11 protein-coding genes are annotated in these 17674 nt (G+C 37.6%); 6 read left to right on the top strand and 5 right to left on the bottom strand.

Annotated features, from left to right (window positions below; all coding sequences use genetic code 11):
- Positions 1-57: 57 nt before the first annotated feature.
- The 3 genes from E0Y80_RS07790 to E0Y80_RS07780 all read right to left on the bottom strand — a co-directional run bounded on the left by E0Y80_RS07790 (position 58) and on the right by E0Y80_RS07780 (position 2871).
- The gene (locus E0Y80_RS07790; RefSeq protein ID WP_156307090.1) at positions 58-1005 is read right to left on the bottom strand and encodes an MlaD family protein; all 948 of its coding nucleotides are present in this window, start codon (positions 1003-1005) and stop codon (positions 58-60) included.
- A 57-nt stretch (positions 1006-1062) separates the two neighbouring features.
- A complete protein-coding gene (locus E0Y80_RS07785; RefSeq protein ID WP_156307142.1) occupies positions 1063-1890 on the bottom strand; it encodes an N-acetylmuramoyl-L-alanine amidase family protein in 828 nt (275 codons plus the stop codon).
- 87 nt (positions 1891-1977) lie between these two features.
- Positions 1978-2871 carry an N-acetylmuramoyl-L-alanine amidase family protein gene (locus E0Y80_RS07780; protein WP_231595991.1) on the bottom strand — a complete coding sequence of 298 codons (894 nt, stop codon included), beginning with the start codon at positions 2869-2871 and terminating at the stop codon, positions 1978-1980.
- A gap of 214 nt (positions 2872-3085) precedes the next feature.
- Between E0Y80_RS07780 and E0Y80_RS07775 the strand changes: the two genes are divergently transcribed.
- The 3 genes from E0Y80_RS07775 to E0Y80_RS07765 all read left to right on the top strand — a co-directional run bounded on the left by E0Y80_RS07775 (position 3086) and on the right by E0Y80_RS07765 (position 8475).
- Positions 3086-5692, top strand: a complete 2607-nt coding sequence (locus tag E0Y80_RS07775; protein ID WP_231595990.1) for a putative LPS assembly protein LptD — start codon at positions 3086-3088, stop codon at positions 5690-5692.
- A gap of 21 nt (positions 5693-5713) precedes the next feature.
- Positions 5714-6964: a competence/damage-inducible protein A gene (locus tag E0Y80_RS07770; protein WP_156307089.1), complete on the top strand. Its 1251-nt coding sequence runs from the start codon at positions 5714-5716 to the stop codon at positions 6962-6964.
- 107 nt (positions 6965-7071) lie between these two features.
- Positions 7072-8475, top strand: a complete 1404-nt coding sequence (locus E0Y80_RS07765; protein ID WP_156307088.1) for a dihydrolipoamide acetyltransferase family protein — start codon at positions 7072-7074, stop codon at positions 8473-8475.
- 50 nt (positions 8476-8525) lie between these two features.
- Here the strand turns inward: E0Y80_RS07765 and E0Y80_RS07760 are convergent, their stop codons facing one another.
- Positions 8526-9902: an MATE family efflux transporter gene (locus E0Y80_RS07760; protein WP_156307087.1), complete on the bottom strand. Its 1377-nt coding sequence runs from the start codon at positions 9900-9902 to the stop codon at positions 8526-8528.
- A gap of 154 nt (positions 9903-10056) precedes the next feature.
- On the opposite strand from E0Y80_RS07760, the gene E0Y80_RS20935 reads away from it, so the two are divergent.
- The 3 genes from E0Y80_RS20935 to E0Y80_RS07745 all read left to right on the top strand — a co-directional run bounded on the left by E0Y80_RS20935 (position 10057) and on the right by E0Y80_RS07745 (position 13261).
- A complete protein-coding gene (locus E0Y80_RS20935) occupies positions 10057-10599 on the top strand; it encodes a Sec-independent protein translocase subunit TatA/TatB (protein ID WP_156307086.1) in 543 nt (180 codons plus the stop codon).
- 75 nt (positions 10600-10674) lie between these two features.
- Positions 10675-12912, top strand: coding sequence for a Tex family protein (locus E0Y80_RS07750; RefSeq protein WP_156307085.1), 2238 nt, complete (start codon positions 10675-10677; stop codon positions 12910-12912).
- A 61-nt stretch (positions 12913-12973) separates the two neighbouring features.
- Entirely contained in the window at positions 12974-13261 is a 288-nt protein-coding gene (locus E0Y80_RS07745) for a hypothetical protein (RefSeq protein ID WP_156307084.1), read from the top strand.
- Here the strand turns inward: E0Y80_RS07745 and E0Y80_RS07740 are convergent.
- The gene (locus E0Y80_RS07740) at positions 13254-17672 is read right to left on the bottom strand and encodes a translocation/assembly module TamB domain-containing protein (protein ID WP_449448576.1); all 4419 of its coding nucleotides are present in this window, start codon (positions 17670-17672) and stop codon (positions 13254-13256) included. The genes E0Y80_RS07745 and E0Y80_RS07740 overlap by 8 nt on opposite strands.
- Between the last annotated feature and the right edge of the window lie 2 nt (positions 17673-17674).

Genomic DNA, 17674 nt, shown 5'->3' with positions numbered 1-17674 from the left:
CTGAACCCTTTCCCTTTTTATTTTGAGTTATATTTTTAATAAAATAATTTAAAAGCCCTATTTCGTGTCTTTCTTTCCAAAGATCGAAATCTTCAAATATTTACCTGGATTTTCTTTTAAATCTTTAACCAGTTGATCCAAATTCTCCGAAGCGTTGGTTAGATTATTATAAAGTTTCTCATCATGAATCAACTGACTTAATGAGCCATCACCAGTATTAATTTTATTGGTAATTTCCATTACATCCTTCATCGCTTGATTCGCGTTGTCCACGGTAGCTTTAATCTCAGTTTTAGATAGATCGTCGGAAAGATTATCTAGGTTAGCAAGAATAGAGTTAATTTTCTCATTGTTATTCTTGAAGTTCATCGTTATGGACTCCATGTTAGAAAGAATATTGCTTAAGCGATTTTTCTCAGCTCCCATCAATCCATCCACATCACCAGTGATTTTTTCAAGATTCTTCAACGATACAGAAATACTATGTACACTGCTTTTGAAGTCTCGTTGGAAGTTTTCATCCAATACAGAGTTTACACCTGAAAGTACTGAATCCAATTTTACAACCAAGTTTTCGATTTTTTTCTGCAAGGGCTCAACCTTTTCCATCAGGTTTGCTTGAACATCTGACAGCAAGGGGTCACCATTCCTAGCCATTGTAGTACTATTTCCCAATTCAAATACGATAGCCTTACTGCCTAATAAATCGGCACTAACAATACGAGCTACGGTATTCGATGGAATTTCATATTCATTTTTGATCTTAAATTCAGTTCTGATTTTGCCGTTGGGTTGTAGGGTAAGTTTTGAAACACGACCAATTTGGAATCCACTCACTAAAACTGGCTTTGATACTGCTAGACCATCAACATTATCATATTCTGTATAAAATGTGTTTTCACTGCTAAATACGTTGTTTCCTTTAAGGAAACTGTAACCAATAAATAAAATTGCAATTGCAATACTCGTTAATGCCCCGACTTTAGTTTCGTTTGATATTTTCAAAATTACCTCTGTTTAAATACTTTTAACTCTGTTGCTTCTGCCAATTTAAGAAAAAGATTATTTTTCTATGCTTTTTCTATAAGTATTTATAGCATTAAACAAATCAGTGACAATTGATTCCTGTCCTGCAGATGACATCATAAATCTTTCTTCATCGGGATTGGAGATAAATCCAATCTCCGTCAAAACTGCCGGCATCCCTGCTGTAGCAAGAACCGCCAATGACTGTTCTTTCACTCCACGGTCAGTTCTACTGGAATTTTGAAATTGATCTTGCATATATGAGGCAAGTCTGATGCTCTGTTCCCTAAATTTTCTTTTCATCAAAGAAAATACGATATAGGTTGAAGGATCTTTTGGGTCAAATCCTCCATAGTTTTCTTTATAGTTATCCTCCATCAAAATCGAAGCATTTTCACGTATGGCCACATCTTGATCACCTGTACGGCTAAAACCTAAAACCAATGTTTCTGTACCTTTTGCTGAAGTATTTAGAACTCGTTGCGTCACATATTTCCCGCGGCTGTTTTTTACCCTTCTGCTACTTGCTCCGCCAGAGTTACAGTGAATCGATATAAAAAGATCAGCATGATGTTTATTTGCCAATGCCGGACGCTCATACAACTTTGGATATACATCCGTTGTACGAGTATAAATAACTTTAATTCCCGGAAATTCTCGCTCGATTTTCTTACCTAACTTCAAAGCTACCTGCAGGGCAATATCTTTTTCTTTTGACTGTCTTCCAACTGCCCCTGAGTCATGCCCACCATGGCCAGGATCTAATACAATGGTTTTTAATTTCCTAGGACTTCCCTGATTATCTTGATATTCAACTGGCCTAAAACTCGCCAATAACAAGACTGAAATACAAGTTAGGGTAATCCCAACATTTCTTAAAACTCCCTTTCTCGATTTAATAAAATTCTCCAATGTCTCCTTTTCGTTTCTGTTTATTATCAAATATTATACCTATTGCAATCCTGAACTGGTCTTGTAATGCTTTATTGCATCCACAAGATTAGCAACAATCTCATTTTGCCCATCTTCTGATACCATAAATTTCTCTTCCTCAGGATTGGAAATAAAGCCTATCTCAGTTAATACCGCTGGCATAGCTGCATATGCCAAAACCTGAAGTGAAAGTTCTTGAACTCCCCTGTTAGGACGGCCTTTCTTCACATATTCATTTTGTATAAATGTGGCTAACCTAATACTTTTGTCCCGGTAAGTTCTTTTTAGCATAGAGAAAATTATGTATGTCGATGGATCATTTGGATCAAATCCACCATAATTCTCCTGGTAATTTTCTTCAAATAAAATATCCGCATTCTCTCTTACTGCAACTTCTGATTCACCTCTCTGCAACCTGTTAAATCCACATACAAAAGTTTCTGTTCCGCTAACATCTGGCCTTCGAATGGTTTGAGTAACATATCTTCCATTTTTACCCTTAACTTTTCGATCTGAATCCGCAGAATTACAGTGTATGGAAATAAATAAATCAGCATGATTTTTATTGGCCAAAGCAGTTCGCTCGTGAAATGGTACATCAATATCGGTCTCTCGAGTTAACATTGCTTTTACTCCAGGCATATCCTTTTCAATTGCTGCTTTCAATTTTTTACCCACATCAAGGGCAATATCCTTTTCCAATGATATCCGTCCTCTTGCTCCTGGTAGATTACCTCCATGGCCCGGGTCGATAACGACCAGTTTAAAAGTTTTATTGTTCTGGGTAGTTTGTTCTGGTTTATTCTCTTGATTCTCTTTTTCCTGTGAATTAACAATTGTACTTAAGAAAATCATCGGTAACAAGACTGCTAGTACCGATAAGGTTATTTTTATGGATTTATTGAAATTCATAGTTAACGTTATTATTTAAGTCTCTCTGGCAACATTGTTAAAGTAAACTGTTAAATATGATTAACTTTATCAAAAACCTAATATTTGTTATTGATTTTTGACTATTTTTGCCAACAAGAGTTTAAAATTAGCACAAAAATAACATTCATATTTCATTTTGAAGGCCTTAAGTTGTTTTTTACTTTCCATTCTGTTTTTTTTTATAGGGATTACTGTGCTGCAGGCTCAGGTGGAGAATAATTCTACCAAGCAAAATGTTACAATAGATACCCTCCAAAGAGATACTATTCCTACCGATACCAGCAAAAACAATTTTAAAGAAGTTAGTGGTCAGGATACAGTCCATATGAAAGATCAGGGTGGATTGGAAACCGTGGTGACTATTTCTGCCAACGATTCTTCATGGAATGAGGTTAGTAAAAATATCCTCCACCTTTACAAAGGAGCGAAAGTTAAATATCAAGGATTCGAACTTGCTGCCGACTATATCCGTTTGGATAGAAACACAAATGTCCTTTTTGCTACAGGAGTTATCGACCACAATGGTAAGTATGTCGGCCGTCCCGTCGTTATAATGCCCGGTGAATCTCCAATTGCTGTGGATTCATTGCTCTATAATTATAAAACGCAAGTCCCTAAAACTTTTGGGGTAATGACCGAAGTCGACGGTGGATATATTCAAGCCAAAGAGGTGCGAAAAAATATCTATGATGAAATGTCCCTATACAAAGGACTCTACTCAACCTGTAATTTACCTTACCCTCATACCCACTTTGGAATACAAATTACAAAAGGGGTCATTACAAAAAATCAAATCATTGCCGGACCTTCTTATCTGGTCGTTGAAAATATTCCCATTAAATTTTTAGCCATTCCTTTTGGATTTTTTCCTAAACAGGATAAGAAAAGCTCGGGATTCTTATTCCCTTCCTTTAGTGAAGATGCATCGAGAGGATTTGCAATGCGTGACTTGGGCTGGTACCTGACCTTTAATGATTATTGGGATTCTGAAATCCGCGGTACTCTCTATTCAAAAGGAACTTGGGTAGCCAATGTCAGGACACAATATTTAAAGAATTATAAATTCAATGGTAACTTCTCCCTAGAATATGGATCATATGTCCAAGGGGTTGAAGGAACAGATGATTATGGTAGAAGTAAGGAGTTCCGCTTCACTTGGAACCACTCGCAACGTCAGGAAGCTAATCCAGGAACTTCGTTCTCCGCATCGGTTAACTTTGGTTCGCGAAATAACTATAGAAATTCCGCAACAGCAAATGGGTATAATCCCATGCTGGCTACCAACAACAGTATGCGATCATCGATTGCATACGGAAAGGTATTCGCTGATGGAAAAGTTAACTTTACAACAAACATGTCCCATGAGCAAAATTTGACCAATGGCGACTTGAACCTTGACTTACCCACTGTTAGCTTGAGCGTTGCTACTTTTAACCCATTTGATTCAAAAGACCGAATAGGGGAACAAAAATGGTTTCAAAGAATTACGGTAGGATATAGCTTACAAGCCCAGAATAGGCTTGTCACCAAAGACTCTCTTTTATTCAGAAAAGAAACATTAAACGAGTTTACCAACGGGATGCAGCATAATATTCCAGTCAGCTTAAGCTTGAATGTTTTGAAGTACTTCCAATTCAATACCTCATTTAATTATACTGAACGTTGGTATTTGCAATATTATAGAAACAGGCTGCAGAATGAGCCTTTCGGTTTTGTAAGCGTGAGAGATACCCTGCAGGGGTTCAAACGTGCTTATGATTATACTGTTTCAACTGGACTTTCGACAAAAATCTATGGTCAGATGAATAAAAAGATTGGTAAGATCGAGGCGATGCGTCATACCATTACTCCATCCATCAATTTGAATTACAGGCCTGACTTTTCCGACGCCCGATATGGCTTCTACCGTGATTTTACAGATGAAAGAGGGGTATATAAGAAATATTCCATTTTTGAAAACGCTATCTATGGTACACCTTCAGATGGAAAATCATTTGGTATCGGTTTCTCCGTTGATAATAACTTGGAAGCAAAGATTCGAAACGACAAGGATACCACAGGAAAAGGTGTCAAAAAAGTGCCGATAATACAGGGTTTAACTTTTAGTGGTAACTACAACGTCGCTGCAGACTCTTTAAAATTATCGCCTATCAGCTTTTCCGGAAGGACTGCTCTTTTTGACAAAAAGGTAAATGTCAATTTCAATGGTAGTTTAGACGCCTACTCCTATGATAGGTTCACCGGAACCAGAATTAATCGATTTGCTGTTAAAGATGGTACATTAGCTCGTTTAACGAATTTCGGACTATCCTTTGATTATAGCTTAAATCCAAAAGCCAATCAAAACCGAGGCGATAATATTGACTCACTCCGAAGTGCAATGCCAAACTTGACTCCTGAACAAGCTCAAGCATTGGCAAGGATCAGTACGGATCCGAATGCCTTTGTGGATTTTAATATTCCTTGGAACTTAGCCGGTTCATTTAGTTTTAATTATAACCGTGCTTGGGATGGTCAATTGGGACGAATGAGTACTAGATTGACCAGTACGGTCAATGTGCATGGTGACTTTAATGTGACCCCAAAATGGAAGGTACAGTTCAATACCGGATATGACTTTATACAAAATGAAGCGTCAATGACCCAGGTGAGCATCTATCGAGATTTGCACTGTTGGGATATGTCTGTCGGATGGGTACCTTTTGGGAGATATAAAAGTTACAATATAACGATCCGAGCAAAGGCTTCGATTCTTCAAGATTTAAAATTAACCAAGAGACAGAGTCATTACACATATTAATAACTCCTAAACACTATATCTATGAAAGCTGAAATTATTACCATTGGTGATGAGATCTTGCTTGGACAGATCGTGGATACCAATTCCGCTTGGATTGCCCAGGAACTGTTTGCCCAACAAATCCATATTCAACAGATTACCTCCATCACTGATGCCGAGGACCATATCAAAAAAGCGCTCTCTGATGCCAGTATCCGTGCGGATCTTATTATTTGCACTGGTGGTCTGGGTCCAACCAAAGACGATGTCACCAAATATACGGCTGCCAAGTTTTTCAATACAACCTTGGTCCATAACCCTGAGGTAATGGATCATGTCCGACAAATATTTCAACGGTTTAACAGGACCATGCCGGATATTAATAAAGGGCAGGCTGATGTTTTGGAAAATTGTGATGTCCTGTTTAATGACTGGGGTACTGCCCCTGGAATGTGGGTGGAGCACGAAGGGAAGATCTATGTTTTTCTGCCGGGTGTCCCATTTGAAATGAAAAACCTAATGACTCATCGAGTTCTACCAAAACTTAAGGAATTTAAAACTGATGAAAAGGTTGTCAATAAATATATCCTTACCGTTGGGATTGGAGAATCTCATTTAGCAGAACATATTTCAGATATTGAAAATGAATTTCCCAATAATGTCCATCTAGCTTACCTTCCTAAAATTGGATTGGTCAGACTTAGGGTTACGGTTACAGGAAAAGATCTAGAACTATTAAACCAGGAAGCTGAAGTTTGGAAAAACAGATTGCTAGAGAGAATTGCTGATGCGGTAGTTGCAACGGAAGATATAAGCTTTGAGCAAGTTATCATTCAAGAATTTACGGCAAAGCAAAAAACTTTAGCAACAGCTGAAAGTTGTACAGGAGGAAATATTGCTCGTTTAATTACAGAGATACCAGGTTCAAGTAAGATGTTCAATGGAGCTATTGTTGCCTATGCTAATGAAGTTAAAGAGCATATTTTAGGTGTAAGTAAGGATACCTTGAAGCAGGTTGGCGCGGTGAGTGAAGAAACCGTGATTCAAATGGCGAAAGGAGCAAAGGAGAAATTGAATACCGATTATGCCATTGCAACCAGCGGTATCGCGGGTCCCGACGGAGGTACTGAAGAAAAACCTGTTGGTACAGTTTGGGTAGCGATAGCCGGTAAAAATGAAGTGAGAACTAAGTTGTTTCATTTCCATCATGATCGACTCCTAAATATAGAACGTACTACTGCTCAGGCACTCCTGATGCTCTGGAATTTATTTCAATCAGAAACGGATAATTAACAGAATGATATTTTGTGGCTTTTATCCTGTAAAATATTTAATTTTGTTCACTTGTCAAGTAAGTATTAATATTTAACTTAGTAATCTAACAATCCAAATATAAGTAGATGGCTATATATAAACTAGTGTTACCTAAGATGGGAGAGAGCGTTTCTGAAGCTACTCTAACAAAATGGGTAAAGCAGGTAGGAGACCAAATTGAGGAGGATGAAGCAGTTGTGGAACTTGCTACCGATAAGGTCGATTCTGATGTCCCATCTCCAGTTTCTGGTATTTTAAAAGAAAGATTGTTCGATGAGAACCAAACTGTTCAGGTGGGTGATGTAATTGCTTTAATTGAAATCGATGGTCCTGAAACGGAAGAATCTGAAATTAAAACTGACTCCCCTGAATCTGATTTACAAACAGAAACCCCTGCTGAATCTTATCCTCCTATCGAAGATAAGGTCGAGGATTCCATTGAAGAAAAAATAGAGGAAACTCAAATCCCAGGAATTGATCAAATTGAAAATAAACCATCTTTCAATGAAAATCATCAAGAACTCCATTCAGGAATAAGGTTCTATTCACCATTGGTAAGAAATATTGCTCAACAGGAGGGGATTTCTCAGCAAGAATTGGATAGCATCCCTGGTACTGGTGGAGAAGGAAGGGTAACCAAGCAAGATGTTTTAAATTACCTGGAAAAAAATAAAGGCATTCAAGTTCCGAAACCTTCAGCACCGGCTGAATCGGAACCTACTAAACAAGTTCCTGAACGTATGGAGTCAGCACCGGTACAAGTTGTGAAAAGTAGTACTGGCGACTCCGAAATTATCGAAATGGATCGTATGCGTAGGTTAATTGCCGACCATATGGTACAGAGTGTAAAAACCTCACCGCATGTGTTTTCAGTTGTTGAAGCTGATGTAACCAATTTGGTAAACTGGAGGAATAAAGTAAAAGACGCTTATAAAAAATCTGAAGGCGAAAACATCACATTTACCCCATTATTTATCGAAGCGATTGCGAAGGCAATCAAGGATTTTCCAATGGTGAATGTATCTGTTGATGGTTATAATATTATTCGCAAAAAGAACATTAATATTGGTATGGCAGCAGCATTGCCTACCGGAAATCTGATTGTTCCCGTTATTAAGAATGTGGATCAATTGAGTTTGACTGGTATATCGAGATCTGTAAATGATTTAGCCAATCGTTCTCGCGCAAATAAATTGAAACCTGATGATACGCAGGGAGGTACTTTTACTTTTACCAATATTGGTGCATTTGGAAATATCTTCGGTATGCCGATTATCAACCAACCACAAGCGGCTATTTTGGCAGTAGGTACTATTAAGAAGAAACCAGCGGTATTAGAAACAGAGTATGGCGATGTAATCGCTGTAAGGCATATGATGTACATCTCCATGTCTTATGATCATCGTGTTATTGATGGTGCTCTCGGCGGACAATTTATCCGTAGAGTTGCTGACTATTTAGAAAATTGGGATGCTGACCGAGTAATTTAATCGGCTTAAAAATAAAAAAACGGGCAAGGTTTATTCCTTGCCCGTTTTGTTTATCCTGTTGCCAAAATCTGATGCCTTGGCAATTTCTTGTTCACCATATATCGATACCTAAGATATAGCAAGATCGAAGAGGTTAATAATCCTAAGGTTAATCCATACCAGATTCCTTTCACACCAATTTGAAGTGTTATCCCAAAAAGGTAAGCGGTAGGAATTCCAACGATCCAATAGGCAAAGAAGGTGATGAAAGTCGGGATATTTACATCACCCATTCCACGTAGAGTCCCTAAACCAACAACTTGTGTACCGTCAAATAATTGAAACATACCTGCAATGATCAATAATTGAGCTGCCATAACGACAACCTCCTGGTCTTTAGTGATGATGTAAGGCAGGTACTGATTCAATGCTGCAAAAATTATGGCACAGATAATCATAAATACCAAAACCAAATGGTAAGATACCGTAGCAAATTTCTGTAACCTGAAGAAGTTTTTATTGCCGTATGCATTTCCAACCTTAATGGTGGCTGCAGAAGCGATTCCACTAGCCATCATATAGGTCATTGCTGCCAATGTTATTGCCGTCTGATGGGAAGCTTGTTCAATGGCTCCAATTTTACCTGCAATTAAAGCCGCTGCAGCAAATGCGCCTATTTCGAATACATATTGCATTGCAACTGGAGCTCCTATCCTTAATATATTTTTTACCCTTGAAAAATCAATAAACTTGACCGAGAAATGTTGAATGTAGCGTTTAAAGTTGCTGGAGTTTAATACATACCAAGCCATAACTGCCATCATCAAGATTCGGTCTATCAATGTAGCAATCCCTACACCGCGAACTCCCATGGGCTCAATTCCAAACATACCTTTTACCAATACAATGGCAATAACCACATTCAGCACATTTCCCCAGATCGTAATGTTCATGGCTTGTTTCGTAAATCCTAAACCCTCTGCGAATTGCTTGAACGTATTAAAAACCATTAATGGCAGTATCGAGAGACTCAGGATAAACAAATAGGGTTTGGCCGTTTCCACCACCTCCGGATCTTGATCTGCATGGGTCATCGCATACATCGATCCATAATAAACAAATAAGAACAATAGAATCCCTGCAACGAGGTTAAGCCAAAAACTGTTGGACAAGAGCTTTGCACATTCTTTATAGTTCTGTCTTCCATTTTCTTGCGCTATTAGAGGGGTTAATCCATAGGCTATTCCTAGTCCAATGACCAAAACCACCATAAATACAGAATGTACTAAGGAAACAGCCGCTAAGGAAATCGTTCCTGCAAAATGTCCGACGATTATTGTATCTGCAGTTTGAACCAACGTGTGGCCTAGTTGGGAGATTACTACCGGTCCAGCTAATGCCATTGTACTTAAATAATAAATTTTGTTGGATTTGAAATTCTGCAGCATAAACATAAATTAATAAGGAGACCAAAGGTACAAGTTATAACTCGCATAGAAAATCATTTGAGTTTAACTTTTTGTTTCTAAATAATTACAGGAATTTATTGCTGAAAAAAAATAATAGACTTACCTTAGCTTATTATCAATTTATAAAGTAGAGATGAATTTAGCGTTTTTGAACATTGGTACCCAGGAAATGATGCTGATTATTTTAGTCGCATTATTACTGTTTGGTGGCAAGAAATTACCAGAATTGGCAAGAGGATTGGGACGTGGGATCAGGGAATTTAAAGATGCTTCAGAGGGAATTAAGAGAGAGATTTCAGATCAGATTAACAACTTCGAGAAGGAAATTGACGATATAAAAACAGATATCGAAAAAGAACCAGAGCAAAAGCAATTGGCAACTAACACAAATGAAGAGCTTGAGCCGACAAATGACCTTGCTGTTGAGGAGGCTGATCCAGAAAATGAAATTGCTGAAAAGAAAGTGCCTCAGTTTACTGCTCCAGCAGGAACCTATGAGCATAAGCCTTACACAACTCCGACTAAAGACGATTATTACAGCTATGGTTATAATGACCATTTTGCAAGTACAGATGTTCCTGCACCTGAAAATAATACCGAAGAAGTTAATCAAGAGAATTCAACTCCTGAAGGTGAAAATAATCCTTTAGAAGAAAATAACTCAAAACAAGCCTAGAACATTTAAGAATTCTATATCATAAGCTGTTGATGTTCATTCAACAGCTTTATTTTTCCATTTTTGATTTTTTGTATGATTACATCCCACGAGATTATCGTATCGAAGGAATTATCGATTAGCGAGAAACAAGTGCGTACCACCATTGCCCTATTGGATGAAGGTGCTACTGTACCCTTTATTTCCAGATACCGTAAAGAACTTACAGGAAGTTTGGATGAGGTGCAGATTACTGCTATCCGTGATAGAATGCAGCAATTGAGAGATTTAGATAAACGCAAAGATGCGGTCTTAAAATCAATCTCCGAACAAGGAAAGTTAACTCCAGAACTTGAAAACCAAGTTAAATCTGCTGAGACAATGTCTGTTCTTGAAGACATCTACCTTCCTTATAAACCAAAACGTAAAACAAGAGCATCTGTCGCGCGGGAAAAAGGTCTTCAGCCCTTGGCAGATTTGCTTCTTGCCCAAGAGCGTATTGATGTAGAATCTTCTGCCGCAGCATTTATTGATGCTGAAAAAGCTGTCGCTACTATGGAAGAAGCTTTAGCAGGAGCAAGGGATATTATTGCGGAGCAAATTGCTGAAGATGCTGAGGTAAGAGCGCACGCTAGAAAATCATTGTTGAATAAAAGTCAATTCGTTTCTAGGGTAGTGCCGGGTAAAGAAGAAGCAGCATTGAAATATAAAGATTACTTTGAATGGAGCGAATCCTTGAAAGATGCCCCATCACATCGGGTCTTGGCAATGCGTAGAGGTGAAAAAGAAGAACTTCTATATCTTGATATCGATATCGCAGAAGGGGATGTCCTACCAGGAATTGAAAAGATTTATATTAAAGGTAATAATGAGGCCAGCCAACAAGTGGCATTGGCATTGGCAGATAGTTACAAACGGCTACTAAAGCCTTCCATGGAAACTGAAATTCGTGTGCTGACTAGACAGAAAGCGGATGAAGAAGCCATTAAGGTTTTTGCTGACAATGTTCGTCAATTGTTATTAGCGGCACCATTAGGACAAAAAAGACTTTTGGCAATTGATCCAGGATTTAGAACTGGCTGTAAAACGGTAGTTTTAGACGCTCAGGGGAATCTTTTGGAAAACACGGCAATCTTCCCCCATAATGGAGCAGGTGGTCAAGCAGAAGCTGAAAGGGTTGTTAAAAGACTGCTTTCTGCTTATGAAATTGAAGCCATTGCAATCGGGAATGGTACTGCGGGTAGGGAAACTGAAGAGTTTATTCGGAAGATGAATATTCCTGGTGCTGTCCTTGTCATGGTGAATGAAAGTGGCGCGTCGATCTATTCAGCTTCGGAAGTAGCTAGAGAGGAATTTCCTGATTATGATGTTACCGTAAGGGGAGCAGTTTCTATCGGTAGAAGATTGATGGATCCTTTAGCTGAATTGGTAAAGATTGATCCTAAATCTATTGGTGTAGGACAATATCAACACGATGTTGATCAAAATAAACTGCAATCTGCTTTGGATGATACTGTGATGTCATGTGTGAATTCTGTTGGTGTAGAACTCAATACTGCATCAAAACAAATTCTTGCCTATATCTCTGGTTTAGGACCAGCATTGGCACAACAGATTGTAAATTATAGAAAGGAAAACGGGCCATTTAGCTCTAGACGTGAATTGAAAAAGGTTCCTCGCTTAGGAGAGAAAGCTTTTGAACAAGCAGCTGGATTCTTAAGAATCCGAAATGCTGAACATCCTCTGGATGCATCTGCGGTACATCCTGAAAGATATGCGCTCGTTGAAAAAATGGCAAAAGATATCAACGTCTCCATTCAAGACTTGATGAAAGATGAACAGGTGAGAAAGCGCGTAGAGCTCAAGAAATATATTACAGATGAGGTTGGTCTGCCGACATTAAACGATATTATATTGGAACTGGCAAAGCCAGGTCTTGACCCGCGTGATAAATTTGAAGCTTTCTCTTTCACTGATGGGGTCAATAGTATTTCAGACCTAAAAATTGGAATGAAACTTCCTGGAATCGTTACGAATATTACCAACTTCGGCGCCTTTGTGGATATTGGTGTGCATCAAGATGGATTAGTTCACTTAAGTCAATTAGCTAATCATTATGTTTCCGATCCGCATGAAATTGTAAAAGTTCAACAACATGTAACCGTTACGGTAACAGAATTGGATGAAAAGAGAAATAGAATCAGTTTATCCATGAAAACTGAAGAAAAAGCTCCAAGGAAACATTCAGAGAGAAAATCAGAAAGAAGGCAAGATAAAGCGCCTGAAACCGATATGGCAGCTAAACTTGCTGCTCTGGCAAGTAAATTTAAATAATTCAAAAGCCGCAAATTATCAGTTTGCGGCTTTTTTTCAAATAAAAATAATATATTGATAGATGACTTTAGAAGAATTTAAATTAACTCTTTCAGATCCTCAACCCAACCCAAATTGGGATATACAAATACAATCGTTATGGTTTGATGCAAAGGGGGAATGGAAAAAAGCTCATGATCTAATCGATCATTTGAACGATCCTATTTCTGCTCATGTTCATGCCTACTTACATCGGGTAGAAGGAGATTTATGGAATGCTAGGTATTGGTACAACCGTGCTAAACAACCTGAATTTTCAGGAACCTTAGACGATGAGCGGGATTTCCTTCTAGAAAAGTATCTTAATTAACTGTAGGAATCGTGGAACGCTTGATACTGTCTTGCGTGACACTTGGAATTATGGAAATGGTATCTCTTTTTGGTTTCCAGGTCCACATTTTCTTCCAAAACTCACCAAGCGTGTTGAATTCTTGTCGGTAAACTAAACCTACCGCATTGATATAATCATCTGTAGGCGTAAAAAGAATATTTCTTGTATTCAACCTGTTATATGCCCTAAACATAAGGCTTCCGTCCTTCCTAATTTTATAAGTCAGTTCAGCATCTGTAGCTACTTGATTTGAGAAAAACGTCAAATCAGTCGTTTGAATATTCCTTCTGTCAACAACTCCACCTGTCAGAACCAACCGGTCATCGAAAAACCTCAATGATGCGGAAGCGTCGTTCAACGAACGGATATTAAAATCTAGAAAATCTATTTTTAATGACTGAGCAAGGATATTGTTCAATTGATTGAATGCTATTTCTGTCCCTGCAGATAATAACGTATTATTTACCTCACGGCCTATTTCCCCAGAATTATTTGCGGTAAAACTTCTACGGATTATTAAGCTTAGGGCTTGTTGGTTCACGTTGTTCGCATCACTAAAATAGGCCTGTAGTTCATCTTTAACATAAGGTGTCTGTGGGAAATTTAAATCAAAGGAAACATCGGGCTGGCTCAAAGTCCCTTTGATGATCATATCGGCTTGCGCTAAAACTCTTTCATCTGTGCCTGCTCGCCCTGCTGCACTATATAAATCCCGGATTGAGGTCCTCTGTTGATAAACAGCAGTCAAATTAACCGTAGCCCCTGATGGTGTTCCTGTCCAACGGATTGTTCCTCCTTGTTTTAAATCAAAATATTTATTGATAAAATCCTGCGCTGTGAAATGAAATTTTCCAGAATTCACCGCATAGTCGCCAAACATCTCAAAATCACCTAAACTAGAAATTTTCAAGCTTATTTCTCCCGTACCTGTTCCCTTTAATGAGCCTATATCGGTCTGTAAATTTACCTCAGCATTTGGATTTAGCTCCAAATCCATATTCATCGTCATCCCTTTAAGGAAGTACTTGGAAGCATTCTCCTTATTTTCCGTAGAATCTTTGCTGACAAAATAGATAAAGTCACTTTCTGAAACTGTCATGGCGGTATTGAAAGGGATTGTTATCACCGTATTGCTTTCTGATTTTGCCTTGATATTAATATCTATTGCAGATGTAAATCCTTTGAATTGATAGGTTCCAGTAGCATAGGCCGTACCATAGTAAAGATTGTTATCCTTATAGGTCGTATTCAAAATCATCACATTATTCGTCGCTACATTAATATCAATATATGGATTACTTAATTTCGAAAGGTCTACAACCCCCACGGCCTGGGCCTGATGTCCTTTGATATCTGTAAATACAAGGTTGTTCAACATCACAGCATTTTTATCAATCATTACTGACTGATTATTCAAATTATAGGCAGTTTTTAAATAGTTTACCTTAAATCCTGCACTTTCAATTTGTGCAGTCCCATTAATCTGAGGATCTTTTAAAGTTCCTACTATTTGAAGGTCTGCATCCATCTTGCCTTGAAGATCAGATGCTAAGTTCCGGATGAACGGTTGGAATAATATTAATTCAGCTTGATTTAATTTACCCTTTAAATTAATGGCTTGTTCACCTTCAACAACCTCATAAGTACCATTTAAGGTTAGTCCTCTTTTTCGATCATCCAATAATTGAAAATCTATATTAGCTACTTTTATTTCTGGATCAAAATCCGCTAATAAAACCATCTGACCTATAGGAATCTGATTCCAAACCAATGGTGTTGTACTGATATTTGCGGATAAGTATGGTTTCTTAAATATGGAATGGATCTCAATATTTCCGTTTAATTCGCCGCCTAATTCAATGCCAATAGGCTTGGTAATGCTTTCTATGGAATGAAGATTAAACCTGCTGAATTCTATCTCTAGTTTATCATCTTCATTGGAAAGAACCCCATTAAACTCTACACTTTGATTGCCTTGTGACGCAATTAAATTGTTTAAATAGAATTTTCCCTTGGAGACACGCATCTCTGCATCGGTATTAAAAACCCAAGGCTCATGATTGATAACAATGGTCGATTCGTCAAATCGAATATAAGCAGGTTTATTATGCGCAAAGTGAATATTACCATTAAGACGCATGTAATTCTGCTCTGTATCTTCGGCACCTTTTATATTAAATAAGAGGCTGTCCTTTGCTAGGATATTATTGATTTCAATGTTATTGACAAAAATGCTGTCTGTTAGGAAAGCCTTATCTGCTTTTACATTTAATGAAAAAGCATGTTCATTAGCATTTTCAACAATTCTTAGATTCTGTAGATTGACTCCTTGATATTTGACAAAAGGACTGAATGCCTCAAATTGGGCCGTAAAATCTTCAGAGGAGAAGTGCGCTTCCAATGTGGCTCCATCTTCCAAAGTAAGGGTAGGATCCAGGAAAGCAGAGACGGGTTCAAAGGATTTAATATTTAAGTCCAGGTCAAAGATTTGCGGGTTGTATGGCTCGGTCTCCAACCCTATTGCTGGTGCATATCGCATAGCCAATGCCTTAAAGTAAGGTATCAAGGTGTTTAAATCTATGATCCCTTTCATCTCAGCATCCATAACATTCGATTTTAATGTTAATAGCTTATCCGTTTCATTCCCCTCAGCAGCAAAATAAACATCATCAATCGTGAATCTTCCCTTGGAGGTTTCCATTGATATTTGGTTCGCTCGCAAATCCCCATTAAGGTTATTCAGATTATTTCCTGTCAGAAGCGTGCTGATATTCGAATCGTAAATAATGATACTGTCTTTTTCGAACAGACCTAAATTCTTTAAATTGATTTTCTCAATTTGCGCATCAACTATATACAATTGCTTTGATTCCTCTAGATTGATCTTAGAGTCATAGGCCAATGCAATATTCCTGTCGCTAATATGACCATTCATCTCTATTTGTTGCTCAAATAGAAAAGCATCTACCGAGACACTATCGTACTGATAATTCCCAATCTGAAGATTGCGAAGGTCTCCAATTAAATTGAGTTGGATTTCTTTGAAATCTAAGTTTTGACCGTCAAAATCTAAGTTGATAGCAGAATTTTTAATTGTATTGCTGTTGATTAAATTCCCTATTTGGAACTCTTCTGACCGAACATGTCCAGCATATAAGATATTTTTCTGTATGTCAATTTTACTTTCAGTATGTATAATCCCAAGATCTGTTTTGAAATCACCTTTTACATCAAATAAATTATACAACCCTTTAAAGCTTCCAGTAAATGATATGGTGCCTAAATTATGTAGTTGCTCAGGTAAGGTAAAAGAATTTTTATTTGACAGTTCCGGAACTAGCTTTTCTACATCTTTTGCTGTAGTTAATAACTGTTCAGCTTGGAAATCAAAAATTGTTTTATTGATGTCTGGAAGACCTTTGATCGTAAAATCACCGATCAAACGTGTGGCATCACCTGTTTTAATATCGGCATTTCGAACCCGCATATTGGCAACTGTTCCAGTCACCCTTCCTTGATTTACATGCGCCTTAAAGCGCACGGATTTCATATCTGGAGCAAAATATTCTATATCCTTGGAGTCAACAAATACTTTTTCCATATCTGAAGTAACTTCAACCTTTTTTACAAAGTCTCCGAAATCAGCAAACTTCTTATAGGTGAATTTTAGATTGTTACCTAAAGTGGAGTTATTGGTCTGAAGCCGAAGTTGATTAAACTCCATACTTTGTCCTGTAATAATCGCATCTGCATTCAAATTCCTTAAGATAAATCCAGACTTTTCCTGAAATGTTAATTTCTTTATTTTGGTTTTGAGGGTACTGGAATCCTGCTGAATATTACTCAGGTTCGCTGAAAAATGAGTGAGCTCTATATCTGAAAAATCTACTCCGCGACTATGATGTTTTTGGGTATGATTCAGAATCTTAATATGATTATCAACTAAGTTTAAGGCATAGAGCTTTAGCTCCATCTGTTTCTTCTCACCTGTCTTCTTTTTCTCTTTCGGTGTAAAGTAATCAATCAGAAATTTTATATTGGAACTGTCCTTATAAACCTGGAAATCTACATAGGCCTTTTCGATATTCAGTTTCTCAATGACAATCTTGTTCTGAAAATAATCAGTTAACACTAAATCTGCATTTAATTTTTTAGCAGATAGGATAGGTGTGCCATTGGAATCCGCTAATTTGAAATCATAGATGTTAAGCTCTGAAAATGGTTTGAAATATATGCTTCCAATTTCAACCTTCGCATTCAATTCTTTCGATAAATATTTAGCGACTCTTTTGGTAACAAATGTTTGAACAGATGAAAACTGTAGAGAGAATAGAAGTATAGACAGCAAGGCCAAGATGCTGAGCACACTAATCAACGTTATTTTAAGTATTT

Origin of the sequence: Sphingobacterium endophyticum (genome assembly GCF_009733535.1) — a bacterium.
GTDB lineage: Bacteria > Bacteroidota > Bacteroidia > Sphingobacteriales > Sphingobacteriaceae > Sphingobacterium > Sphingobacterium endophyticum.
The sequence above is the reverse complement of the archived record's forward strand: the minus strand, read 5'-3'. Positions and strand labels throughout refer to the sequence as shown.